Source organism: Flavobacterium terrigena (assembly GCF_900108955.1).
Lineage (GTDB): Bacteria > Bacteroidota > Bacteroidia > Flavobacteriales > Flavobacteriaceae > Flavobacterium > Flavobacterium terrigena.
Window position 1 is genome coordinate 598,248 of sequence record NZ_FNYA01000002.1, and the last position, 23,354, is coordinate 621,601.

The following is a 23,354-nucleotide window of genomic DNA, read 5'->3' on the forward strand; positions in this document are numbered from 1 at the left end:
CAATTTATAACATCAAAAGATTTTCTCGAAACAAATCAGCGTAATATCGAATTATATTTTGATCGAAATAGGGTTCGTTGTCAATTCTTCCAATCATTTTAACGCCAGTTTTTTCCAAAATAATGCTTTCTGAAACTTTATTTTCATTGCCAGAAAAAATAATTCCAGCTACATTTAAATTTCTCGATTTTAAAATCTCAATCGTCATTAAAGTATGATTGATACTTCCTAAATAGTGACGAGAAACTACAACAACTTTATAATCCGGTTGAATTAAATCGATAACACAATCTGAATTATTTAAAGGAACAAAAATTCCTCCAGCACCTTCAACGACTAAATGATTCTTTGTTTTAGGTTCGATGATTTTATGGATATCGATAGTAATTCCATCTATTTCGGCTGCTAAATGTGGACTTGCAGGAGTTTGCAACGCGAAGGCATTTTTATGAAATTTTGAAGTGGTATTCGATACATATTTCTCTACTTTATTCGTATCCGAATTCTCTAAATCGCCTGCTTGAATAGGTTTCCAATAATCGGCTTCTAAGGCTTCTACAATAATTGACGAGGCGATTGTTTTACCAACATCAGTTCCAATTCCTGTTATAAATAGTTTCATATTTTAAAATTCAAATTTACAGCTTTCGCAACGGTATTTATATTTCGTATAGAAAGGAAAAATACTTAGCAAAATTCCGAAAATAAAATTAACTAATGACACGAAATCTTTAATTGTAGTAAGAAATTCTATTTTTTGTGCGCCACAATTCGGGCAAGATAATAATTCGCCATTATCATCAACTGAATAATCTGGAATAGAATCTAAAATTTGTTTCGCTTTCATCACGTCTTCCGACTTCACAAATAACTTTACACCACCAACAGCATTACTCAATAACGGATCAGTGTTAATGGTGTTTTCATTTTGAAGAAAAACTTCTACACCTTCTGATTCTAATTTTCCTTTGAATAAATACGCTTCAGAAGTATATTGATAATTGGCAATTTTGCGAAACTTAGAATTTTCCATAAGTAATTATTTATTAGAATACCAATTTACTCAATTCTATCAACACATCATGCATTTCTTTTTCGGTATTGTACGAATGCAAACAAAAACGCAGTCTTTCTTGTCCTTCTGGAACAGTTGGTGAAAGAATGGCTTTTACTTCAAAACCTTTTTCTTGTAATTGAGATGCGATGTGTTTTACTTTTTCATTACCTGGAATAATAGCAGAATGAATAGCCGATTTACTATATACAAATAAAGGCTTTATGCCAAATAATTGTTTTTGCTGATTGAAAAAATTGATATTATCTTTTAATTTTTGAAGTTCTTCCGCTTGATTTAATGTTTGATACGCTACTAAAATTGTCGCTACCGAATGTGGTGAAAGTCCAGTTGTGTAAATGAAACTTCGAGCGAAATTGACTAAAAACTCTTTTAAATCTGCACTTCCTAAAATAGCTGCGCCGTGACAACCTAATCCTTTTCCGAAAGTGATAATTCTGGCAAAAACTTTATCAGTTAAATTTTGAAACTGCACTAACGCTTCTCCTTTATCTCCAAAAACTCCTAAAGCATGTGCTTCGTCAACTACCAAAAGTGCTTTATATTTTTCTGAAAGTTGCGTTAAAGTTTCCATGTTTGGAGCATCGCCATCCATTGAAAAAACGGATTCGGTAACGATATAAACTTCGACAGGTTCAGTCTGACATCTTTCCAACAACTTCTCTAAGTCTTCGTAATCGTTGTGTTGGAATTTATATGCTTTGGCATGACTCATTTGAATGCCGTCACGAATGGAAGCATGACATAATTCATCATATAAAATAATATCGTTTCGTTGTGGAACAGCACTAAAAAATCCCACATTTGCATCGTAACCCGAATTAAAAATTAAAGCAGCTTCCGATTGATGAAAATTCGCAATATAATCTTCAGTAATAGCATACAAATTATGGTTTCCCGATATTAATCGAGAACCCGTTGCGCCGTTTACTTTAATATTATTATCAACTAAATATTGATGTGTTTCTTTAAAGATTTGTTCGTTTTTAGCAAAACCCAAATAATCATTGGATGAAAAATCGATTCCATTTGAAGCAATAGGTAATTTTCGTAAAGCATTTGCTTCAATACGAAGATTTAATTTTTGTTGAAGTGAATTTGGGATTCTCATAGATCTTGATTTGCAGTCCAAATAGGATTATTATCGTCAATTTTATCTAATAAATCAGTATTAAGTCCTTTTGCTACAGCTTTAGCGTAATTATATACTTTCTCTTTTTTATAAAACGCTACAAGTTCCATTCTTCTATTTCCTTCGTACCACAAAGTAACTTTATAACCAAAATTTGATTTATTAATTGCTATATAATCAAAAAATTCTGCTTCAATAATTTTATTTTTTTCATATAAAAAAATCTTAATCGTGTGATAAATCTTGTTTTCAGAAATATTGACTCTAATAATATTGACTTCAGAAATAATAATTGCAGGATTTAGAAAAATAAAAGCCAAAGATAAAAAACTTGGTGAAGCTTTAAACATTTCATAACTGAAACCAGAATCAAACAGGAGATAAAAATAACTTAAAAGCGCAACTAATGAAATAGTGTAAAATAATGATGAGAAAAAAATTTCAAAGTAATTTAATTTATCGTTGTACAATTCTACTATTTCTGTTTTCGTTTTATTCATTTTGTAAAAATACAAAAATGAGAACCATAAAACAATCTCAATTAAAAAATTAGATTCGTTACAAGCTATTCCAATTATGTGCTTTTTTCAAAAAAAGAAACAAAAAAATCCCGATAAGAAAATTCTTATCGGGATTACTATTTTAATAAAAAACTGAATTAGTCTGCTAAAACAATTACTTTATTGTTATTCATTTCTATAGTACCAGAGTTAATTGCTAACCAATATGTTTGCTCATTTACTTTTGTAAATTTTGCTAAGTTGGCTTTATCAATATTAAAACTTGGCGCAGTAATTTTAACGTTTCCTTTTTGTAAAACAGAAACAATTGCTGCGTGATTGTTTAACATTTGAAACTCGCCATTTATTCCTGGAACAGATACTGATGTAACTTCTCCTGAAAATAAGGTTGCTTCTGGTGATACTATTTCTAAAATCATAATTTTATTAGTTTTCAGTCTCAGTTTTTAGTCTCAGTTTTCTGATAACTGATACTGTTTACTGAACACTTATTATTACGCTTCTGCTAACATTTTTTCTCCAGCTTCAATAGCTTCTTGAATACTTCCTTTAAGGTTGAAAGCTGATTCTGGTAAACGGTCTAATTCACCATCCATAATCATATTAAATCCTTTGATAGTATCTTTAATATCTACTAAAACACCTGGAATTCCTGTAAACTGTTCCGCTACGTGGAAAGGTTGAGATAAGAAACGTTGTACTTTACGAGCACGAGATACGACTAATTTATCTTCTTCAGATAATTCTTCCATACCTAAAATCGCGATAATATCTTGTAATTGTTTGTAACGTTGTAAAATTTCTTTTACTCTTTGTGCACAATCGTAGTGCTCATCACCTAAAACATCTGGAGTTAAGATACGAGAAGTAGAATCTAATGGATCTACCGCTGGATAAATACCTAACTCAGCAATTTTACGAGATAATACTGTTGTAGCATCTAAGTGAGCAAACGTTGTTGCTGGAGCAGGGTCAGTTAAGTCATCCGCAGGTACGTAAACCGCTTGTACAGATGTAATAGATCCTGTTTTTGTAGAAGTAATACGCTCTTGCATTACCCCCATCTCTGTTGCCAAAGTTGGTTGGTAACCTACTGCAGAAGGCATACGTCCTAAAAGTGCAGATACTTCAGAACCCGCTTGTGTAAAACGGAAAATGTTATCTACGAAGAAAAGTACGTCTTTTCCTTGTCCAGTTCCAGCTCCATCACGGAAATATTCCGCAATAGATAATCCTGATAATGCTACACGAGCACGAGCACCAGGAGGCTCATTCATTTGTCCGAAAACGAAAGTAGCTTTAGACTCTCTCATTCCTGGCATATCTACTTTAGATAAATCCCATCCTCCATTTTCCATAGAGTGCATGAATTCATCACCGTATTTAATAATACCTGACTCTAACATCTCACGAAGTAAGTCATTTCCTTCACGTGTTCTTTCTCCTACTCCTGCGAATACTGAAAGTCCACCGTGACCTTTTGCGATATTGTTAATTAATTCTTGAATTAATACAGTTTTACCTACTCCAGCACCACCGAATAAACCAATTTTACCTCCTTTTGCGTAAGGCTCAATTAAGTCAATTACTTTAATACCTGTAAATAAAACTTCTGAAGAAGTAGCTAAATCTTCAAATCTTGGTGCAGCACGGTGAATTGACATTCCGTTATCTCCGTCTTTAGGTAATTCACCTAAACCATCGATAGCATCACCAATAACGTTGAATAAACGACCATAAACATCTGGTCCAATTGGCATTTTGATTGGATTTCCTGTTCCAACCACTTCAGTACCTCTTGATAAACCATCAGAAGAGTCCATTGAGATCGTACGAACTGTATTTTCTCCAATGTGAGATTGTACTTCTAATACTAATTTAGTACCGTCTTTTTTAGTAATTTCTAATGAATCATAAATTTTTGGAAGTTCACCGTTAGTAGTGTCAAACACTACATCTACAACTGGTCCAATAATTTGTGCAACTTTTCCTGTAACTTTAGACATTGCTTATGTATTTATTTAATAGCTATTTATTATTGAAAAAAAACATACTTTTTTCAGAGTGCAAAGATAGTTTTTTTAGATGCAATTATGCAATATATTTTTTGAATTTTTTTCAATAAAAAAGCGAAATATTAATTATTTCGCTTTTTTATACTATTCTACGGTCACTGATTTTGCCAAATTCCTAGGCTGATCGACATTACAACCTCTTAAAACTGCAATATGATATGACAACAATTGCAATGGAATTGTGGTTAATAATGGTGTAAGTGCCTCAGAAGTTTCTGGAATTTCAATTACATGGTCTGCTAAAGCTTTCACTTGAGTGTCACCTTTAGTAACTACAGCAATAATTTTTCCACTTCTTGATTTTATTTCCTGAATATTACTCACTACTTTATCGTAATGACCTTTATTAGGCGCAATTACAATAACTGGCATTTGTTCATCAATTAAAGCAATCGGTCCGTGTTTCATTTCAGCAGCTGGATAACCTTCTGCGTGAATATATGATATTTCTTTTAATTTTAATGCGCCTTCTAAGGCAACTGGGAAGTTAAATCCTCTACCTAAATACAAAGCATTTGGTACATCTTTATAAATCTCAGCAATTGTTTTAGCTACGTCATTCGTTTGTAAAGCTTCTTGAACTTTTTCTGGAATCATTTCTAATTCTAACAAATATCTTTGATAATCAGAATGATTCATTGTTCCTTTTGCTTTCGCTAAACGTAAAGCTATAAGTGTAAGAATTGTAATTTGAGTAGTAAATGCTTTTGTTGAAGCTACACCAATTTCTGGTCCGGCATGTGTATAAGCACCTGCATCCGTTTCTCTAGAAATAGAAGAACCTACAACATTACAAACTCCAAAAACAAACGCTCCGTTTTCTTTCGCTAATTTAATTGCTGCTAATGTATCAGCAGTTTCACCAGATTGTGAAATAGCAATTACAACATCATCTTTATTTATAATCGGATTTCTGTATCGGAATTCTGAAGCATATTCAACTTCAACAGGGATTCTTGCAAATTCTTCAATAACATATTCGGCAACTAAACCAGCATGCCAAGAAGTTCCACAAGCGATAATTAGAATTCGTTTTGCATTCGTGAATTTTTCTAAATTATCTTCTACTCCAGACATTTGAATAATGCCTTTATTTGCTAATAATCTTCCTCTATATGTATCTTTAATTACGTTTGGTTGTTCGTAAATTTCTTTTAACATGAAATGTTCGTAACCACCTTTTTCAATTTGTTCTAAATTCATTTGCAATTCTTGAACGTAAGGATCAACTAAAGAATCATCTTTAATTTTACGAACTTTCATTGGTTTATTCAAACGAATAATTGCCATTTCTTCATCTTCTAAATAAATAGCATTTGAAGTAAATTCAATAAATGGAGAAGCATCTGAAGCCACGAAATATTCGTCTTCACCAATACCAATTGCTAATGGCGACCCTAAACGGGCACAAACTAATTCGTCTGGCTTATTTACATCAAACACCACAATCGCGTAAGCTCCAACCACTTGGTTTAGCGCCACCTGAACTGCTTTTCCTAATTTTAAATTATCTGTTTTCTGAACATCTTCAATTAAGTTAATTAAAACTTCAGTATCTGTATCAGAATGAAAAACATATCCTCTTTTGATTAATTCTTTTTTTAACGGCTCATAATTTTCAATAATTCCATTATGAACAATGGCCAATTTTCCAGAATTTGAAAAATGTGGATGTGAATTTACATCATTAGGCACACCATGAGTTGCCCAACGTGTATGACCAAAACCAATATGCCCTTCTGTAGATATTTCTTTCGCTACTTTCTCTTCTAAATCGGAAACTTTCCCTTTAGTTTTACAAAGTTTTAAATCTTTACCATCATATAAAACAAGACCAGCACTATCGTAACCACGATATTCTAATCTTTTTAATCCTTTTATAATAATTGGATATGCATCTCTATGACCAATATAACCTACGATTCCACACATATATATAAGAGTTTAGTTTGGTTTTGTAAAATGAATTGTTAATTTTAATTTTTTTGATTTCAGAACTCCATCACTATCTAAAAACGTTTCTGTACTATGAGTTCCATGTAAAACAGTACCTTGTTGTGCTATAATAGATGAAACTGGAAAATACTCAATATCGTCATCTGTTCTAGAAGCATCAAAAGTCAATTTATCTTTATAATAATAATTACCAGTTAATGCAATATTTTCTGTTACTGAAAGTCCTAATTTAACATTTTTATTTAATTTTTCATTATCACTATTAATAAGATTATTAATATGTTGTGTAACTCTAATTTTATATTTAACTCCTTTTTCATCAGTATCATCTCTTTTAATAATACCTCCGTAAACAAGCTTATTTCTCTTTGCATTTGAACTTATACTTGTATCATAAGAATAATCAATTATTGGTTTTTGATTTGTAGCATCAAATAAATATAATCTTTCAGCTTCTTGATATTTAGAATTATTAGACATTGCAGATTTATCAACATAAAACTCTAAATAAGCATCATTAATTAACCAACCTTTCAATCTTAATTCATCAAGTTCATCAGAAACACCATTTGTACCAGAAACCAATTGTCCGTTAACTATTTTCAACACATCAGTATCTCCAAAGACATCAATATAAACCACAGAACCTTTTCCTCCCTTAACATATAATCTTTCATTTTGTCCGAAAGTAGGACTTCCAAAAGTATTAGCAGGGCTTGACAAACCTGTATTGTAATTACCGAAAGATGTATCTGTATAAGCGAAATCTTGTAATGAAACCGTATTTCCACCTACACCAGAACCTACATTAATTACAAATGCTTTAGAAGTAGCGGCCGTACCTGCTGGCGCACCATCATTTACTGAAGTATAATTTACATTTAATTTAGCATTGTTAAAATTTATCATTGCCATTGCACCTTCTTGACCTGCAACTTGTTCCATTTTAAAGTATAATCCTTTAAAATATTCTCTGAATTTATTGTTATTAAACAAATCACTTGCTGAAGCACCAAATATTTTTTTCTCGAAAAAATCTCTGTTTAGAGTTAAATAAATACCAGGTGACAAACGTTCTTTTACTACCCATTTAGTAGGATCAGTTTGATCTGCACCTTGTAATACAGCACCATTAGCATCTACATATTCTAACTCACCAGTTACTGTATTAAGTTTTCTCTTATAAACAATAATTTCTTCTTTATTAAAAAAGAATTGATCGTTTTCAGCAGGATCAGAACTATCATTTAAACGAACTCCATTTGGTATTGAAGTACCATCAACGTTGTTATGACCTCTTTTCTGAGCATCAATAGCACCATCCATATTAGAATAATATCTTGAAGCGGTTTGATCATCATCCCCAGTTGCTCCTCCAAAAGATTTTAAAGCAAACCCATTTTCATAAACACTTAGCTTCATTTTACTAACTTTACTTGCTTCGTCTTTCGAATAAATTGAATCTAAAGTATATTCTTTCGAACCATCAGAATTTGTAGCATCTACAGAACAAAAATAAGGTACATATAAAGTAACATTTTCAATTTGCACATTTGTTCCAAATTTTGGCTGTGCAGTTGTAAGCGCTACTTGCGTTACAAAATTTGCTTTTGTTTCTCCGAAAAAAGGATTATTATAAAACCCTAGCGGATTTATTGGCAAATTATTAGTTTGCACCTCACCAGTTTTAAGAGAATATGCTTTTAGATTTACTTCATGAGTATCAAAATCAAAATGTTCATCACCAACTAAATCTGCTCCAATAGTATTAAAATCTTGATCACAAGAGATAAAAACCATTGAAAATATTAAAAATGCTACTGCTAGATTCTTTTTCATTATAATTATTGTACTTTATTTTTAATAAACTCTAAATACGCTTCTTTGAAAATTTCTTTCGGGGTGAAAGGTAAAAAAGGTTTTTTCGAAGTTTCTATATATTTTGTTAAATCTGCTGACAAGTCATTTGACGCAATAATAATTCCATCAGAATGATCAATTGTAGCCTTCATTAAATTATTGAAAATTGGGTCTTTATAAATTGAAATAGCATCAGCTGGCAAATTATCGAAAGCCAATTTATTCATCATTTCAGTATCTAAAGTTCCTTCAAAGTCGTTATTGTAAACAGAAGTGATAATTTTTGTATCTTCAAAAATACCTTCATCTTTATAGTAATGTTTCAAATAAACAGGCAATAAAGACGCCATCCAACCATGAACGTGGATAATATCTGGTACCCAATTTAATTTTTTTACGGTTTCTACAACACCTTTTGCAAAGAAAATCGCTCTTTCGTCGTTATCTGGATACAATACACCTTCTTCATCAGAAAAAGTAGCTTTTCTTTTAAAATATTCGTCATTATCAATAAAATAAACCTGAATTCTTTCTTTAGGTATAGATGCCACCTTAATAATTAAAGGCATATCCATGTCATTCACTACCAAATTCATCCCAGAAAGTCTAATTACTTCATGTAATTGATGTCTGCGCTCATTGATATTTCCATATCTTGGCATAAAAATTCTTATCTGCCCTCCTACTTCATTTATCATTTTTGGCAGTTCATAAGAATGTAATGACACTTCATTTTCAGCTAAATAAGGCACTACTTCAGATGATACATATAATATCCTCTTGTCATTCATATAATAAATGTTATATTTTTGTTTAATATGCAAAATTATAAAAATTTATGGACTTATCTACTAAAATAGTAAGTTTGCATTTTATAATATTATACCATGCACGTTTTTCAAACACAAAAAGAGCTTCAAATTGAATTAAATAAAACAGAAAATCAATCTAAAAAAATTGGTTTTGTGCCTACTATGGGCGCGTTACACGAAGGACACTTGTCGTTGTTGGAGCAATCTTTAGCAGAAAACGAAATTACAGTTTTAAGTATTTTTGTAAATCCAACTCAGTTTAATAATGCGGACGATTTAAAGAAATACCCAAGAACTTTAGAAAAAGATGTAAAACTTGTTGAAAAACTAAACAAAAAAATACTGGTTTACGCTCCAAGCGTATCGGATATTTATGAAGGAAATACCATTTCTACTTCTTTCGATTATGACGGATTAGAAAATCAAATGGAAGGTAAACATCGCCCTGGGCATTTTGATGGTGTGGGAACAATTGTGAAAAAATTGTTCGAAATTGTAAAACCAACCAACGCTTATTTTGGAGAAAAAGATTTTCAGCAATTGCAAATTGTTAGAAAGTTAGTTGCGAAACACAAAATACAAGTGAATATTATTGGTTGCGAAATTTTTAGAGAAGAAAGCGGCTTAGCAATGAGTAGTAGAAATGAAAGACTTTCTGAAAGCGCGAGAGCAGAATCTAAATTAATTTATCAAATACTTTCTCAAGCAAAAGAAAAATTTGTTTCAAAATCAGCAAATGATGTGGTTTTATTTGTGGAGAAAGAATTCAAAAAACATCCAAATTTCACACTAGAATATTTCGAAATTGCAGCAGAAGACACACTTTTAACTTGCAAAAGAAAAGTCAAAAATAAAAAATACAGAGGCTTTATAGCCGTTTTTATTGAAAACATCAGATTAATTGATAATATTTCGTTAAAATAAATTATAAAATTTATTCGAATTAATTAACTTTGCAAAATGCAAATACAAGTAGTAAAATCTAAAATACACAGAGTTTCTGTTACTGGAGCCGATTTAAATTATATTGGAAGTATTACAATTGACGAAGCTTTGCTTGAAGCTGCCAATATTGTGGAAGGTGAAAAAGTTGCCATTGTTAACATTAACAACGGAGAACGTTTAGAAACTTATGCCATAAAAGGACCAAGAAACACTGGTGAAATCACGTTAAATGGTCCAGCTGCCAGAAAAGTACACCGTGGCGATATTATTATCATTATTGCCTATGGAATCATTGACTTTGAAGAAGCTAAAACCTTTAAACCTTGCTTAGTTTTCCCTAACGAAAAAGATAATTCTTTAACTTAGTTTTGAAAGCGAAATTAGGTAAAATTGCATCTTTATTTGTTCCGTTACTCTTAGGTTTCGGACTGATTTATTATCAATACACTACATTATCAGTTGAAGAATTAAATAAAATTGAATCGTGTTTTAAACAAGCCGATTATTTTTACATTTTTCTATCATTATTTATTGCCTTATTTGGCTATTGGGCAAGAGCATATCGTTGGAAATATTCCTTACAACATTTAGGCTACAAAACAGATTTTAAAAACGATTTAATGTCGGTTTGTGTTTCCTATTTTATGAATTTAACCATTCCTAGGTCTGGTGAAATTACTCGTGCTGCCTTATTAAAAAGATACGAAAATGTTCCTTTCGACAAAGGTTTTGGAACAATCGTAGCCGAAAGAATTGTAGACTTAGTTATCTTTTTCTTATTCGTAGGATTAGCATTTGTACTGCAATTTGAAAAATTATATAATTTCATCAAAGGAAAAATCGCTTTCGAAAAAATAGTTTTATTCGGAATTACTGGATTAATTTTAGGAGTTGTTTTTCTTCTAATTTGGATTTATGCCGAATGGAGCATCATCAAAAAATTAAAAAATAAATTATCAGGCTTAATTGAAGGAATGCTAAGTATTCTAAAAATGAAAGACAAATGGAAATATATTTTCTTTTCTTTCTTTATTTGGTTTACCTATTTACTAATGTTTTACGTAACTATTTTCGCTTTACCCGAAACTTCAGATATTAGTTTTGACATTGTAATTATGGGCTTCATCTTCGGAAGTTTAGCCGTTGGTTTTACAAATGGTGGCTTAGGAGCTTATCCATTAGCAATAGCAATGATATTTTCTTTGTATGGCATTTCAAACGATATTGGAACAGCTTTCGGTTGGTTAGTTTGGACCTCACAAACTATTTTAACCATTTTACTTGGTTTATTATCTTACGCTTTTTTACCGCTCTACAATAAAAAATAATTAGTATATTGCTACATTATTTATTAAACTAATTTATCATGAAGATTAAATCTGTCCTACTATTTTTAATGGTTTCAATCTCTGTTTTTTCTCAAAAAATTGAAGAAAAAATTCAGTCAAAAAAACTAAATGACGAAAGAACTTTTTCGGTAATTACTCCTGCATCATACGAAAGTAATCCAACAAAAAAATACCCAGTTTTAGTTTTATTAGATGGCGAATATTTAGCAGATCCTTTTTCAGGAATTTTAAAATATGGAAACTATTGGGACGATTTACCAGAAATGATAATTGTAGCCGTAAATCAAAATTATGGTGAAACACGTTTTAACGATAGTAACTATGGAGAAGATGGTCTACCAGCAGATTCTGGTGCGAAATTTTTTGAATTTATTGGTTTCGAATTGTTACCATATGTACAACAAAAATACAGAACTTTACCTTTCAGAATGATTGCTGGACACGACACTACAGCAGGATTTTTAAATTTCTATTTATACAAAGACGACCCAATTTTCAATGCATTTATCTCATTAGCTCCAGAAATGGCAACAGCTATGGAAGACAGAATTGCAGACCGTTTAGCTAAAATTCAAAAACCAATTTTTTACTATCACGCTACTTCAACAGGTGATTTAGAAGAAATTCAAGAAAAAACAAAAAAATTGGATGATGTTGCTAAAGACATCAAAAATCCAAACATGATTTACAGATATGATGTTTTCAAAAACACATCTCATTATTCTTTAGTTGCTGAAGCGATTCCAAGTGCGATGTATTTTATTTTCAACGGATACCAACCTATTTCAAAATTAGAATTCAACGAAAAAATTCTAAAATTAGACAAAGGTTATGCACAATATTTAATTGACAAATACGATTATATCGAAAAGAAAATCGGCATAAAAATGCAACCAAGAATGTCTGATTTCAAAGCAATTGAAGCAGCGATTCTAAAAAACAAAGCGTACGACGAATTTCAATTATTAGCGGAATATTCAGATAAACAATATCCTAAAACAATGTTGGGAACATACCAACGTGGAATGTATTTTGAAAAAACTGGCGACAGCAAAAGAGCTGCAAAAGAATACATGAGAGCTTATACTCAGGAACCAATTGGCGATTTAACTAAAGATTATTTATTGGATAGAGCAGAAGCTTTAAAAGGTAAAAAAGATGAACCGAAAGTGGAAGAAGTTCCAACGGATACTCCAGCTGAACCAGTTCCAACTGAAGAACCAAAAAAAGACGAATAATACCGAAAATAAATCCAGCATAAATAAATGGCTAAACTAAAAACTTCTTTCTTTTGTCAAAGTTGTGGAACTAACTATGCAAAATGGTTAGGACAATGTACTTCATGTAAACAATGGAACACAATCGTAGAAGAAATTATTCAGAAAGAAGAAAAACAAGCTTGGCGAAGCCCTTCATCAGAAGCTAAAAAAATTGCCAAACCTTTAAAAATAAATGAAATTTCGACTTCAGAAGAAGTACGAATGAACACCACTGACGGCGAATTAAATCGTGTTTTAGGTGGCGGATTAGTTCCTGGCTCACTAACGCTTTTGGGTGGTGAACCTGGAATTGGAAAAAGTACGCTTTTACTTCAAATTTCATTGAAATTACCATACAAAACGTTATATGTTTCGGGTGAAGAAAGTCAGAAACAAATAAAAATGCGTGCGGAAAGAATTACGGGTCAAACCGATAATTGTTTCATTTTAACCGAAACTAAAACGCAAAATATTTTTCGTCAAATCGAAGAAATTGAACCAGAAGTGGTGATTATCGATTCGATTCAGACCTTACATACAGAATATATTGAATCATCGGCTGGAAGTATTTCTCAAATTAGAGAATGTACGGCCGAGCTGATTAAATTCGCCAAAGAAACTAACGTACCTGTGATTTTAATTGGTCATATTACCAAAGACGGAACTATCGCTGGTCCGAAAATTTTGGAACATATGGTCGATACGGTTTTACAATTTGAAGGCGACCGAAATCACGTGTACAGAATTCTTCGTGCGTTAAAAAACCGTTTTGGTTCTACAGCCGAATTAGGAATTTATGAAATGTTAGGCAACGGTTTACGAGAAGTTTCTAACCCTTCAGAAATTCTAATTTCTAACAAAGACAATTACTTATCTGGAACTGCAATCGCTACCACTATTGAAGGAATGCGCCCGTTAATGATTGAAATTCAAGCCTTAGTTTCAACTGCTGTTTACGGAACACCTCAACGAAGCACAACGGGTTATAATCTGAAAAGATTAAACATGATTTTGGCGGTTTTAGAAAAACGTGCCGGTTTTCGCTTAGGCGCGAAAGACGTATTTTTAAATATTACTGGCGGAATTAACGTAGACGATCCTGCGATTGATTTAGCAGTTGTTGCAGCCATTTTATCTTCAAACGAAGACATTACCATCGATAAAGATTTTTGTTTTGCTGGCGAAGTCGGTTTAACTGGCGAAATTCGTCCAGTAAATAAAGTCGAACAACGTATTCATGAAGCAGAAAAATTAGGTTTTTCAACCATTTTCGTATCGAAACACAATAAAATCAACCCAAAAGATTTTAAAATTGATGTTCGAATGGTGAGCAAAATTGAAGATTTAGTAGAACAATTGTTTGGGTAAAACATCTTTACATGAAATCTAAATCAGAAATAGTTCAAATTCTACAATCCTATCACGAATTAGGACAAACGGAAGCTGCAGCCTTGTTTCTATTAGAAGAATTCGATATCAAACATTCAAACTTTAAAGGCATCGAATTTAGAGAAAAAGCCGAACCAAGTTTTATTCTTTTTACAGCTGAAGGCGAAATTGGTGATTCACAAATTATACGAATTCCAGAAAATGCTTTCGAATTTCCTTTTGAATTAGTAATCAATCTTTTGGCTCACGAAATGATTCATGTGATTCAGAAATCTCCCGATTATAAAATTCAAGACAAAAACGAACGCGAATGGCAAGCCTATTGCGAAATGTGTTTCCACGAAATCTTTCCAAAAGTTCCAAACGCTTCAAAAAAACAAAGATTATTTTTCGCCAATAAAGCTTTAGAATATTTTAATCGAATGGAAAAAAACGGCGAATTACAAAAAAAATATTTCAATCAAAAACTTGAAATTGAGCAGTTTATAAAAAATTTAGAAAAATAATTTATTCCTTTCCCAACCTTTTTATAATAATTGTAATCTATATAAATAGAACTTCTGTTTTGAGGTTTTAATTTAAAATTACAAATGTTATGAAAAAGCAATTTTCCCTAAAAATAGAAAATCCGTGCGACGCGAAATTCAGCGAAATGACTCCCAATGCAAATGGCTCATTTTGTAGTTCTTGTGCGAAAACCGTAATCGACTTAAGTCGAAAAACAAATTCTGAAGTCGCTAAAATTTTAGCCAATTCAAAAGACTCTAATATTTGTGCGCGTTTAAAAACTTCACAATTAGATCAAGTTTTCGAACATAACGAAGCTTCAAAATTAAATACTTTCAAATACGCGACAGCTATTGCTGCTTCAGTTTTATTGACATCAAATGTGATAGCTCAAGAAAAAGAACCTGCAAAAATTGAAGTAGATGGTAGTAAGCCTCAACGTATTATGGGGAAAATTGCTTACAAAGAACCTGTAAACACCATTAAGCATCAACCATTTAGAACTTATAAAGTGGTTTCATTCTCAATTCAAGGAAAATTGTTAGACAGTAAAACGAATAAACCGATTTCAGAAAAGTTATATCCTAACTTATCAATTTATATCAATGGCGCTCAAAAAAACTTAAAAATTGATGCGAAAACAGGCAAATTCGAAGTTCCAGTTGTATTAAGTGAAAACGCAACAGAAATTAGCGTCCACATTAGCAATGATGATAAAAATTACAACAATACGTTTCAAATTGATTTAAAAATGATCAAAAACAACAAATTGAATTTAAATATTTATATCAATCCTGAAGAAGAATTACAAAAATATATGATTATGGGCGGTTTAGGCATCAACAATCATACTTCAAAAAACTACAATTCATAATCTTAAAAAATATTTATCATGAAAAAAATACTTTTAACCATCAGTCTTTTGTTGGCTTCATTCAGTGCAATGAGTTGCAATAATATTACAGCAAATTCATCTCAAAATTTAGCTATTAAACCTGAAGAAAACACAAAAATTCAAGTCGCTATTTTATTAGATACTTCTGGAAGTATGGACGGCTTAATTGAACAAGCCAAATCGCGTTTGTGGAATATTGTAAACACCTTAACCACTTTAAAATATTCGGGAAAAATACCAACCATTGAAATTGCTTTGTACGAATATGGTAACGACGGAATTGCCGCTGAGAAAAATTACATCCGACAAGTAACACCTTTAACAACGGATTTAGATTTAATTTCTGAAAAATTATTCTCGCTACGAACAAATGGCGGTTCAGAATATTGCGGTGCTGTAATTGGTGATGCGACAAAAGAATTAAAATGGGACGATGGAAAAAACAACATGAAATTGGTTTATATCTGTGGGAATGAAGGTTTCGATCAAGGTCCGATTAACTACAAAGAAGCTATAAGTGATGCTTTAAAAAAAGGCATTTACATCAATACCATTTTCTGTGGCAATCAAGATGAAGGCATAAGATTGTTTTGGAAAAATGGCGCTGATGTAGCTCAAGGGAAATTTTTCAACATCAACAGTAACGAAACCATTCACTATATCGCAACGCCTTATGATGTAAGAATTAACGAATTAAATATCAAAATCAACATGACTTATATCGGATATGGCACGCAAGGCGAAGCAAAAAAAATGAACCAAACCATACAAGACAAAAACGCAGAAAGTATTTCGGCAGCTAATTTTACAGAAAGAGCAGTGAGTAAATCTAAAGCCGTTTACACAAATACGAATTGGGATTTAGTAGATCGAGTTAAAGATGATAAAGATGCACTTTCGAAAATAAAAACAGAAGAATTACCTGCTGAATTGAAAGGCAAATCAGAAAAAGAAATTAAAGTTATTGTTGCAGAAAAAACCAAAGAAAGAGAAGCTATTCAAAAAGAAATTGCAGAATTAGCAAAAAAACGTCAAGACTATATTGATGCAGAAGCAAAAAAACAAAATACAAAAGATGATCTAGGAAATGCCATCAGCAACTCAATCATCGAGCTAGCAAAAACAAAAAAATACACTGTAGATTTAAAATAAAACCCATGAAAAAAATACTTTTATCCATAACCTTATTGGCCACTGCAATTTCATTTGCACAAAAACCAATTTTCACTTCTGCCAAAACAAAAGCGGTAACGGTTTATTTTTCTGGAGCCGAATTATCTCAAACTACATCAGTAAATTTACCAGTTGGAACTAGCGAAATCGTGATTAAAAACGTAGCTGATTATTTAAACGAAAGTACGGTACAAATTGGCGCACCAAATAGTTTAACAGTTTTATCGGTTCAGTTTACGCAAAATTATATTTCTGAATATGAAATTGATGAAAGCAATCCAGCAATTAAACGCGTTCGAGATAGTATTACTTACGTTCAAAAAGAAATTAAGAAAATACAAATCGATAAATATTCGCATCAGCAAACTATTGAAATGTTAGACCAAAACAAAGCGGTTGGTGGCGCAAATACGGGTTTGAATGTAAGCGAATTGATGAAATTAGTAGAGTATTACAAAGCTAAAAGAACAGAATTAGATAATGCCATTGTGACTTTATCTGAAAGAGAAACAAAATGGAACAAAACACTTACGGATTTGAACAACAAATTGGTCATTAACACCCAAAAAGAAGACAAATCGTCTAAAGGAAAACTGATTTTACAAGTCATGAATGAAATTGCCGGAAATGTAAATTTAGATGTGACTTATATTACGAATTCGGCATCATGGCAACCTTTTTACGATTTACGTGCGGAAAGTATTAACTCGCCAATTAACTTAATGTACAAAGCGAAAGTAATGCAAAGCACAGGAATCGATTGGAAAAAAGTAAAACTAACGCTTTCTAGCGGTAATCCAAATCAAAATAATACAGCACCATTATTACAAGCTTGGTTCTTGAGATATGGTTATTTACAAAAACAAATTGAATTAAATCAAAACGTTAGTCCAAATGCAATACAAGCCTTATCAGGAAAAGTTGCTGGACTTCAAATCAGTGAAGCGGAAGGTATAAAAAATCATAAAATTATTTTAAGAGGAGGTAGAAGCATTACAGGAGAAAATAATGCTTTAGTTGTAATAGATAATTTAATCTCATCATCAGAAATATTAGCTCAACTGCCAACTGAAACCATTAAGAGTGTTAATGTGATTAAAGGTGCTCAAGGTGCTGCATTATATGGTTCGCAAGGAGTAAATGGAGTAATTGTCGTAACGACAAAAAACATGGATGATTACACAACTATTGAAGAACAAGAACTCAACGTTTCTTTCGATATTGATATTCCTTACGATATTTTATCTAACGGAAAAGCACACAGTGTAGCTTTGAAAGATTTAAAATTACCAGCGACTTACAAATATTACGCCGTTCCAAAAGTGGAAAAAGAAGCGTTCCTATTAGCGGAATTGAACGATTATTCGAAATATAATTTATTACCTGGTGAAGCGAATATCATTTTCGAAGGCATGTATGTCGGTAAAACACAAATTAATCCAAATCAAACGCAAGACACGTTAAATTTAAGCATGGGAAGAGATAAAAAAATCTCAATTAAACGTGAAAAAGTAGTGGATAAATCGGGAACGAAATTTTTATCTTCATACAAAGAACAAACGTTTACATATGATATTATTGTTCGAAACAACAAAAAAGAAGAAATCAATATGTTGCTAAAAGACCAACATCCGTTAAGCACAGATAAAGAAATGACGGTAGAACTTTTAGAAAAAGATGGCGCGAAAGTGAATGAAGAAACAGGTGTGATGACTTGGGAAATTAAACTAAAACCCAACGAAACCAAAAAATACAGAATCAGTTACAAAATCAAATATCCGAAAGATAAAGTGATTGGAAATCTTTAGTTAAGTTAATTGTTAAGCATGTTTCTACAAACCCAATAAGTTTCATTACTTGTTGGGTTTTTTATTACTTTTGAGAAAATTAAATTCATGAACCAACCTTTTATCATTCCAACCATTACCACAAACGAAAACGGAATTTCCATTTTTTCAACCATTGATTTTTCTGTAGAACAACGTGGTGGCTTATTTCTAACGGAACAAATTGGTTCAAAAAATTTCAGAATACGAAAAAGTGATGTGGGTTACACAACAGATTTTCATTTAGCTGGCGATGCGACTTTTATCATCATCCAAAAAGGAAGTCTAAAAATAGAATTACAAAACGGCGATTTTAAAATTTTTAATCCTGGAGATTGTTTCATTGCTAAAGACAACTTACCCGAAGATATTCCGTTTGATAAAGCAATACACGGACATAAAGCTAGTGTTATAGGAAATGAATCGCTTCAAGCTATTCATATTAAATTGAATTTATAAATTTTTAAAACATGTGATAAGTATATGATTTTAAAATAATTATATAATAAGCTGTAAGAATTTTTCTGTATTTTTACGTAACCTAAATATTTAAAATCATGAAAACTACTACTTCAATTATTCTACTTTGTATTTTTAATTTCGCTTGGTCTCAATCTTTAAATTTACAATCTTTTGGTACAGGATTTACTTCACCTGTAGAAATTGCTCATGCTGGAGATTCACGTTTATTCGTTGTGGAACAAACAGGTCGAATTAAAATTCTAAACACAAATGGTTCGGTAAACGCCACACCATTTCTTAATATTTCAACCATAATTAGTTCAGGTGGCGAACGTGGTTTACTTGGACTGGCTTTTCATCCCAATTACACCTCAAATGGCTATTTCTTTGTAAATTATACGAATACTGCAGGAAACACAGTAATTGCAAGATATTCCGTTTCAGGAAATCCAGATATTGCCGACACAACCGGACAAATTTTAATGACTATTACCCAACCTTATAGCAATCACAACGGCGGATGTATAAAATTTGGTCCAGATGGCTTTTTATACATAGCAATGGGTGACGGTGGAAGTGCTGGCGACCCAGAAAATAGAGCACAAAACATCAATGAAAATTTAGGTAAAATGTTGCGAATAGATGTAAATTCAACTGTTGCGCCGTTTTACATCAATCCGCCTACAAATCCGTATGTTGGAATTGCAGGAAATGATGAAATTTGGGCGATTGGACTTAGAAATCCATGGAAATTTTCTTTCGATAAATCTACTGGCGATTTATGGATTGCAGATGTTGGACAAGGTGTTTGGGAAGAAGTGAATAAAGTGAGTCCAACTTTAGCGAATGTAAATTATGGTTGGAAATGTTTCGAAGGAAATGCTGTTTACAACAGTACTGGAAATTGCGCGTCTATTACTGGAACAACTGCTCCGTTAGCTGTGGCGAATCACAATACTGGTGCTTGTTCTATAACTGGTGGTTATGTTTACCGAGGTACGACGTATCCAAACTTAGTGGGTAAATATTTATTTTCTGATTATTGTTTAGGAAAAATTGGAATTACAACTTCAACTGGAGCGACCACATTTAGCACTACTTTTTCAGGAAATTTTGTAAGTTTTGGAGAAGATGTTACTGGCGAATTATACATTTCAGATATTGGCAGTGGAACTATTTATAAAATTGTGGACACTTCATTAAGTAATGAAAGTTTCGAAAAAAACCTATTTACTTTATATCCAAATCCAGCGAAAAACATACTTTTTATAGATAAATCGCAATCGAATTATCCAACAGAAATTCAAATTTATGATGTCAACGGAAAATTAGTTTTACAACAAGAAACTGGAAAAATAAGTCAAAATAAAATTGATATTAGTCCACTTACAAAAGGTTTTTATTTCGTTACCATAAAAAATGATAATGACGAAAATTCACAATATAAATTGGTTGTGGAATAACAAAAAAAACACCCTTCGAGGGTTTAAAACCCTCGAAGGGTGAATAATTTACGGCGCTGGATTAGGAATCAGTTCCGTAATTTTATCGATTTCTTTTAAAACCGAATCGGTCAACATCACATCAAACGCATTAATATTTTCTTCCAATTGGTCAATAGTTGTTGCACCAATTATGGTTGAAGTAACAAACTCTTGGTGATTGACAAAAGCAATTGCCATTTCGGTTAAGGTTAAACCTAAACTATTTGCTATATCTTGGTATAATTTTGTTGCTTTAAAACAGTTTTCATTGGTATATCGTACAAAATTTGGAAACAATTTCATTCGAGAATTTTCTGGAGTTCCGTTTAAATATTTTCCAGTTAAGAATCCAAAACCTAATGGTGAATAGGCTAACAAACCTACATTTTCACGCATTCCAATTTCAGACAAGCCCACTTCGTACAAACGATTTAATAAAGAAAACGGATTTTGAATCGTAGCAATTTTTGGTAAATTGTGTTTTTCACTTTCCATTAAAAACTTCATCACGCCCCACGGATTTTCGTTGGAAACACCAATGTGCTTTATTTTTCCTTCTTTGATTAATCCATCAAAAATGGTTAAAACTTCGAAAATATTTTCTTGCCAATGCGTGTCGATTTTTTCCAAACCTCTTTTCTGAAACATATTCATCACACGTTCTGGCCAATGTGTTTGGTACAAATCGATATAATCTGTTTGGAGATTTTTTAAACTTAATTCAACAGCTTCAATGATACTTTTCTTAGAAAAATCAAGTGGTTGACGAATGTAAGTCATTCCTCTATTCGGTCCAGCAATTTTTGTCGCCACAACCAAATCATCTCGTTTGTGTTTGTTTTTCGCTAACCAAGTTCCGATGTAACGTTCTGTACTTCCAAAAATATGTTCGTTTCCACCAATTGGATACATTTCAGCGGTATCAATAAAATTAATACCACGTTCCACAGCATAATCCAATTGAAAATGTGCTTCTGCTTCGGAGTTTTGATTTCCGAATGTCATGGTTCCTAAACAGGCTTTACTTACTTTTAAATTGGTATTAGGAAGGGTTGTGAGTTTCATTATGGTAAACTATTTTTTGAATGGCGAAGTTACGAAGTTTGGTAAAAAGAAGGAATGAAGTTGTATAGATTTTATTTATTTTAAAATATCTTCAATAATTTTCAAATGATGCTTGGTATGAATCGCTAAGAATTTTTCCGTTTGTTTGGCATTCAAATCACTTAGAAAAGGATGTTTAAAAAAACTATTTTTTGGCAAATTATTTAGTTTTGAAACCTTATTTTTAGCAATTTCAATATTTGATTTTAATTCTTCAACTGTAGCAATACTTATTGGTGTAACCACTTTTGGCGCTCTAATTTTTCCTCTAGGAATTTTTCCAGTTGTAAAAACAATAAGCTTATTCAAATTAAATTTCGATTTGAATTCTGCTGGATTTGAAATTTCTAATTGACTCATCACTCCATTTATCACCAACAAACAATGATCAATTTGCCAACCAATGGTGCTACTTGAAATTTTTGAATTTGTTTTTTCTAAATTAGGAATATGATTTTCTAATTGAAGAAGTATATTATGAAGTTTGGACATAATTTTTAGATTTAAAAAAACCTAACAACTAGAAAATTGTTAGGTTTTAAATGTTTTATTTGAAAATTAAATTTCGTTTAACAACTTAGACAATTCGTCTAATTTTGGTTCTAAAATAATTTCAATTCTACGATTTTTGGCTTTCCCTTCTGCAGAATCATTGCTTAATAATGGCGCAAATTCACTTCTACCTGCAGCGGTTAAATTCGCTTTATTCACTTTAGGATTCGCAATTAAAATATTTACAATTGAAGTTGCACGTTTTGTAGATAAATCCCAGTTATTTTCGATACCACCAGCTAAAGTTCCTGTAATTTTATCATTATCCGTATGTCCTTCAATTAAAACAGATAAATCCTGATTATCACCTAAAACTTTACCAACTAAATCAACAACTTTTTTACCTTCAGTTCCAACTGTCCAACTTCCAGATTCGAAAAGTAATTTATTTTCCATAGAAACATAAACTTTACCATCTTTTTCCGTAACAGTTAATCCTTTTCCTTCAAACGCTTTTAACGATTTAGATAAAGTTTCTTTTAATTTTTTCATAGCTGCTTCTTTATCAGCCATAATTTTTTCTAATTCTGCCAAACGTGTTGAAGATTTTAATAAATCGGCTTTCAATTTGTTTAACTTGTCTTGCTCAGCAGCCATCGCTTTTTGCTTCGCTTCTAACTCCGCTAATAATTCACGATTTTTCTTAATATTCGCATCTAAAGCTTCGTTGCTATCTTTTTCAAGTGCCGCATAAGACGATTTTAAGTTATCTAAACTTTTTTTAGTTGCTGCATAATCAGCGGCTAATTTATCACGTTCAGCTCTTAATTTTTCTGATTCCGATTTGTACTTATCTAAATCTGTTTGTAAAGCAGTATTATTGGTTTTTAAACCTTCATTTTCATCTGCTAAAGAGTTACGTTCTTTTTTAAGTTCGGCGAACTTATTTTCTAAATCTTGATAGATTTTTTTAGAAACACATGAAGTTGTCATGGCTAATACTACTATGGCTAATCCTACTCTTCTTATCATTATATC

General features: G+C 31.8%; 23 protein-coding genes. 11 read left to right on the forward strand and 12 right to left on the reverse strand.

Annotation, left to right across the window (positions count from 1 at the left end; all coding sequences use genetic code 11):
• Positions 1–4: 4 nt before the first annotated feature.
• The 9 genes from bioD to BMX42_RS06070 form a co-directional block, all read right to left on the reverse strand.
• Positions 5–622 (reverse strand): dethiobiotin synthase, encoded by a 618-nt coding sequence (gene bioD / locus BMX42_RS06030; RefSeq protein ID WP_091310430.1) that lies wholly within the window; start codon positions 620–622, stop codon positions 5–7.
• A gap of 3 nt (positions 623–625) precedes the next feature.
• Positions 626–1,033: a putative signal transducing protein gene (locus tag BMX42_RS06035; RefSeq protein ID WP_091310434.1), complete on the reverse strand. Its 408-nt coding sequence runs from the start codon at positions 1,031–1,033 to the stop codon at positions 626–628.
• Between the two features lie 13 nt (positions 1,034–1,046).
• Complete coding sequence (locus BMX42_RS06040; RefSeq protein WP_091310441.1) at positions 1,047–2,186, reverse strand: aminotransferase class I/II-fold pyridoxal phosphate-dependent enzyme; 1,140 nt, start codon at positions 2,184–2,186, stop codon at positions 1,047–1,049.
• Positions 2,183–2,707 (reverse strand): hypothetical protein, encoded by a 525-nt coding sequence (locus BMX42_RS06045; protein WP_091310444.1) that lies wholly within the window; start codon positions 2,705–2,707, stop codon positions 2,183–2,185. Before BMX42_RS06045 ends, BMX42_RS06040 begins: the two co-directional genes overlap by 4 nt.
• Positions 2,708–2,865: 158 nt before the next feature.
• Complete coding sequence (locus tag BMX42_RS06050) at positions 2,866–3,147, reverse strand: F0F1 ATP synthase subunit delta/epsilon (protein ID WP_091310448.1); 282 nt, start codon at positions 3,145–3,147, stop codon at positions 2,866–2,868.
• 75 nt (positions 3,148–3,222) lie between these two features.
• Positions 3,223–4,734, reverse strand: a complete 1,512-nt coding sequence (gene atpD / locus BMX42_RS06055) for a F0F1 ATP synthase subunit beta (protein ID WP_091310452.1) — start codon at positions 4,732–4,734, stop codon at positions 3,223–3,225.
• Positions 4,735–4,887: 153 nt separating this feature from the next.
• On the reverse strand, positions 4,888–6,735 hold the full coding sequence (glmS, locus tag BMX42_RS06060) for a glutamine--fructose-6-phosphate transaminase (isomerizing) (protein ID WP_091310457.1): 1,848 nt from the start codon (positions 6,733–6,735) through the stop codon (positions 4,888–4,890).
• 12 nt (positions 6,736–6,747) lie between these two features.
• Positions 6,748–8,598, reverse strand: a complete 1,851-nt coding sequence (locus tag BMX42_RS06065; RefSeq protein ID WP_091310461.1) for a BamH family beta-barrel-assembly machinery protein — start codon at positions 8,596–8,598, stop codon at positions 6,748–6,750.
• Positions 8,599–8,603: 5 nt separating this feature from the next.
• Positions 8,604–9,410: a glycogen/starch synthase gene (locus BMX42_RS06070; RefSeq protein ID WP_091310465.1), complete on the reverse strand. Its 807-nt coding sequence runs from the start codon at positions 9,408–9,410 to the stop codon at positions 8,604–8,606.
• 96 nt (positions 9,411–9,506) lie between these two features.
• Here BMX42_RS06070 and panC point away from each other — a divergent pair, with 96 nt between their 5' ends.
• The 11 genes from panC (at position 9,507) to BMX42_RS06125 (ending at position 20,699) form a co-directional block, all read left to right on the forward strand.
• Entirely contained in the window at positions 9,507–10,355 is an 849-nt protein-coding gene (panC, locus tag BMX42_RS06075) for a pantoate--beta-alanine ligase (protein ID WP_091310468.1), read from the forward strand.
• A gap of 36 nt (positions 10,356–10,391) precedes the next feature.
• Positions 10,392–10,742, forward strand: coding sequence for an aspartate 1-decarboxylase (gene panD / locus BMX42_RS06080; RefSeq protein WP_091310472.1), 351 nt, complete (start codon positions 10,392–10,394; stop codon positions 10,740–10,742).
• Positions 10,743–10,744: 2 nt separating this feature from the next.
• Positions 10,745–11,704 (forward strand): lysylphosphatidylglycerol synthase transmembrane domain-containing protein, encoded by a 960-nt coding sequence (locus BMX42_RS06085; RefSeq protein WP_091310475.1) that lies wholly within the window; start codon positions 10,745–10,747, stop codon positions 11,702–11,704.
• Positions 11,705–11,742: 38 nt separating this feature from the next.
• On the forward strand, positions 11,743–12,963 hold the full coding sequence (locus BMX42_RS06090) for an alpha/beta hydrolase (RefSeq protein WP_091310478.1): 1,221 nt from the start codon (positions 11,743–11,745) through the stop codon (positions 12,961–12,963).
• Positions 12,964–12,990: 27 nt separating this feature from the next.
• A complete protein-coding gene (radA, locus tag BMX42_RS06095; protein ID WP_091310481.1) occupies positions 12,991–14,352 on the forward strand; it encodes a DNA repair protein RadA in 1,362 nt (453 codons plus the stop codon).
• 11 nt (positions 14,353–14,363) lie between these two features.
• Positions 14,364–14,879, forward strand: coding sequence for a hypothetical protein (locus BMX42_RS06100; RefSeq protein ID WP_091310485.1), 516 nt, complete (start codon positions 14,364–14,366; stop codon positions 14,877–14,879).
• Between the two features lie 89 nt (positions 14,880–14,968).
• Positions 14,969–15,754, forward strand: a complete 786-nt coding sequence (locus tag BMX42_RS06105) for a hypothetical protein (RefSeq protein WP_091310488.1) — start codon at positions 14,969–14,971, stop codon at positions 15,752–15,754.
• An 18-nt stretch (positions 15,755–15,772) separates the two neighbouring features.
• Complete coding sequence (locus BMX42_RS06110; RefSeq protein ID WP_091310491.1) at positions 15,773–16,927, forward strand: vWA domain-containing protein; 1,155 nt, start codon at positions 15,773–15,775, stop codon at positions 16,925–16,927.
• Between the two features lie 5 nt (positions 16,928–16,932).
• Positions 16,933–18,756, forward strand: coding sequence for a DUF4139 domain-containing protein (locus BMX42_RS06115; RefSeq protein WP_091310494.1), 1,824 nt, complete (start codon positions 16,933–16,935; stop codon positions 18,754–18,756).
• An 87-nt stretch (positions 18,757–18,843) separates the two neighbouring features.
• Positions 18,844–19,233, forward strand: coding sequence for a cupin domain-containing protein (locus BMX42_RS06120; protein WP_091310497.1), 390 nt, complete (start codon positions 18,844–18,846; stop codon positions 19,231–19,233).
• 98 nt (positions 19,234–19,331) lie between these two features.
• Positions 19,332–20,699, forward strand: a complete 1,368-nt coding sequence (locus BMX42_RS06125; protein WP_091310500.1) for a PQQ-dependent sugar dehydrogenase — start codon at positions 19,332–19,334, stop codon at positions 20,697–20,699.
• 48 nt (positions 20,700–20,747) lie between these two features.
• Here the strand turns inward: BMX42_RS06125 and BMX42_RS06130 are convergent, their stop codons facing one another.
• The 3 genes from BMX42_RS06130 to BMX42_RS06140 form a co-directional block, all read right to left on the reverse strand.
• Positions 20,748–21,785 (reverse strand): aldo/keto reductase, encoded by a 1,038-nt coding sequence (locus BMX42_RS06130; RefSeq protein ID WP_091310503.1) that lies wholly within the window; start codon positions 21,783–21,785, stop codon positions 20,748–20,750.
• A gap of 75 nt (positions 21,786–21,860) precedes the next feature.
• Positions 21,861–22,316: a DUF1569 domain-containing protein gene (locus BMX42_RS06135; protein ID WP_091310506.1), complete on the reverse strand. Its 456-nt coding sequence runs from the start codon at positions 22,314–22,316 to the stop codon at positions 21,861–21,863.
• 66 nt (positions 22,317–22,382) lie between these two features.
• Positions 22,383–23,348 (reverse strand): OmpA family protein, encoded by a 966-nt coding sequence (locus BMX42_RS06140; protein ID WP_091310510.1) that lies wholly within the window; start codon positions 23,346–23,348, stop codon positions 22,383–22,385.
• Positions 23,349–23,354 lie beyond the last annotated feature (6 nt).

What these genes read in the sequence shown, in the direction of transcription:
- bioD (WP_091310430.1), bottom strand. Translation starts at nt 622, where the DNA reads ATGAAACTATTTATAACAGGAATTGGAACTGATGTTGGTAAAACAATC.
- BMX42_RS06035 (WP_091310434.1), bottom strand. Translation starts at nt 1,033, where the DNA reads ATGGAAAATTCTAAGTTTCGCAAAATTGCCAATTATCAATATACTTCT.
- BMX42_RS06040 (WP_091310441.1), bottom strand. Translation starts at nt 2,186, where the DNA reads ATGAGAATCCCAAATTCACTTCAACAAAAATTAAATCTTCGTATTGAA.
- BMX42_RS06045 (WP_091310444.1), bottom strand. Translation starts at nt 2,707, where the DNA reads ATGAATAAAACGAAAACAGAAATAGTAGAATTGTACAACGATAAATTA.
- BMX42_RS06050 (WP_091310448.1), bottom strand. Translation starts at nt 3,147, where the DNA reads ATGATTTTAGAAATAGTATCACCAGAAGCAACCTTATTTTCAGGAGAA.
- atpD (WP_091310452.1), bottom strand. Translation starts at nt 4,734, where the DNA reads ATGTCTAAAGTTACAGGAAAAGTTGCACAAATTATTGGACCAGTTGTA.
- glmS (WP_091310457.1), bottom strand. Translation starts at nt 6,735, where the DNA reads ATGTGTGGAATCGTAGGTTATATTGGTCATAGAGATGCATATCCAATT.
- BMX42_RS06065 (WP_091310461.1), bottom strand. Translation starts at nt 8,598, where the DNA reads ATGAAAAAGAATCTAGCAGTAGCATTTTTAATATTTTCAATGGTTTTT.
- BMX42_RS06070 (WP_091310465.1), bottom strand. Translation starts at nt 9,410, where the DNA reads ATGAATGACAAGAGGATATTATATGTATCATCTGAAGTAGTGCCTTAT.
- panC (WP_091310468.1), top strand. Translation starts at nt 9,507, where the DNA reads ATGCACGTTTTTCAAACACAAAAAGAGCTTCAAATTGAATTAAATAAA.
- panD (WP_091310472.1), top strand. Translation starts at nt 10,392, where the DNA reads ATGCAAATACAAGTAGTAAAATCTAAAATACACAGAGTTTCTGTTACT.
- BMX42_RS06090 (WP_091310478.1), top strand. Translation starts at nt 11,743, where the DNA reads ATGAAGATTAAATCTGTCCTACTATTTTTAATGGTTTCAATCTCTGTT.
- radA (WP_091310481.1), top strand. Translation starts at nt 12,991, where the DNA reads ATGGCTAAACTAAAAACTTCTTTCTTTTGTCAAAGTTGTGGAACTAAC.
- BMX42_RS06100 (WP_091310485.1), top strand. Translation starts at nt 14,364, where the DNA reads ATGAAATCTAAATCAGAAATAGTTCAAATTCTACAATCCTATCACGAA.
- BMX42_RS06105 (WP_091310488.1), top strand. Translation starts at nt 14,969, where the DNA reads ATGAAAAAGCAATTTTCCCTAAAAATAGAAAATCCGTGCGACGCGAAA.
- BMX42_RS06110 (WP_091310491.1), top strand. Translation starts at nt 15,773, where the DNA reads ATGAAAAAAATACTTTTAACCATCAGTCTTTTGTTGGCTTCATTCAGT.
- BMX42_RS06115 (WP_091310494.1), top strand. Translation starts at nt 16,933, where the DNA reads ATGAAAAAAATACTTTTATCCATAACCTTATTGGCCACTGCAATTTCA.
- BMX42_RS06120 (WP_091310497.1), top strand. Translation starts at nt 18,844, where the DNA reads ATGAACCAACCTTTTATCATTCCAACCATTACCACAAACGAAAACGGA.
- BMX42_RS06125 (WP_091310500.1), top strand. Translation starts at nt 19,332, where the DNA reads ATGAAAACTACTACTTCAATTATTCTACTTTGTATTTTTAATTTCGCT.
- BMX42_RS06130 (WP_091310503.1), bottom strand. Translation starts at nt 21,785, where the DNA reads ATGAAACTCACAACCCTTCCTAATACCAATTTAAAAGTAAGTAAAGCC.
- BMX42_RS06135 (WP_091310506.1), bottom strand. Translation starts at nt 22,316, where the DNA reads ATGTCCAAACTTCATAATATACTTCTTCAATTAGAAAATCATATTCCT.
- BMX42_RS06140 (WP_091310510.1), bottom strand. Translation starts at nt 23,348, where the DNA reads ATGATAAGAAGAGTAGGATTAGCCATAGTAGTATTAGCCATGACAACT.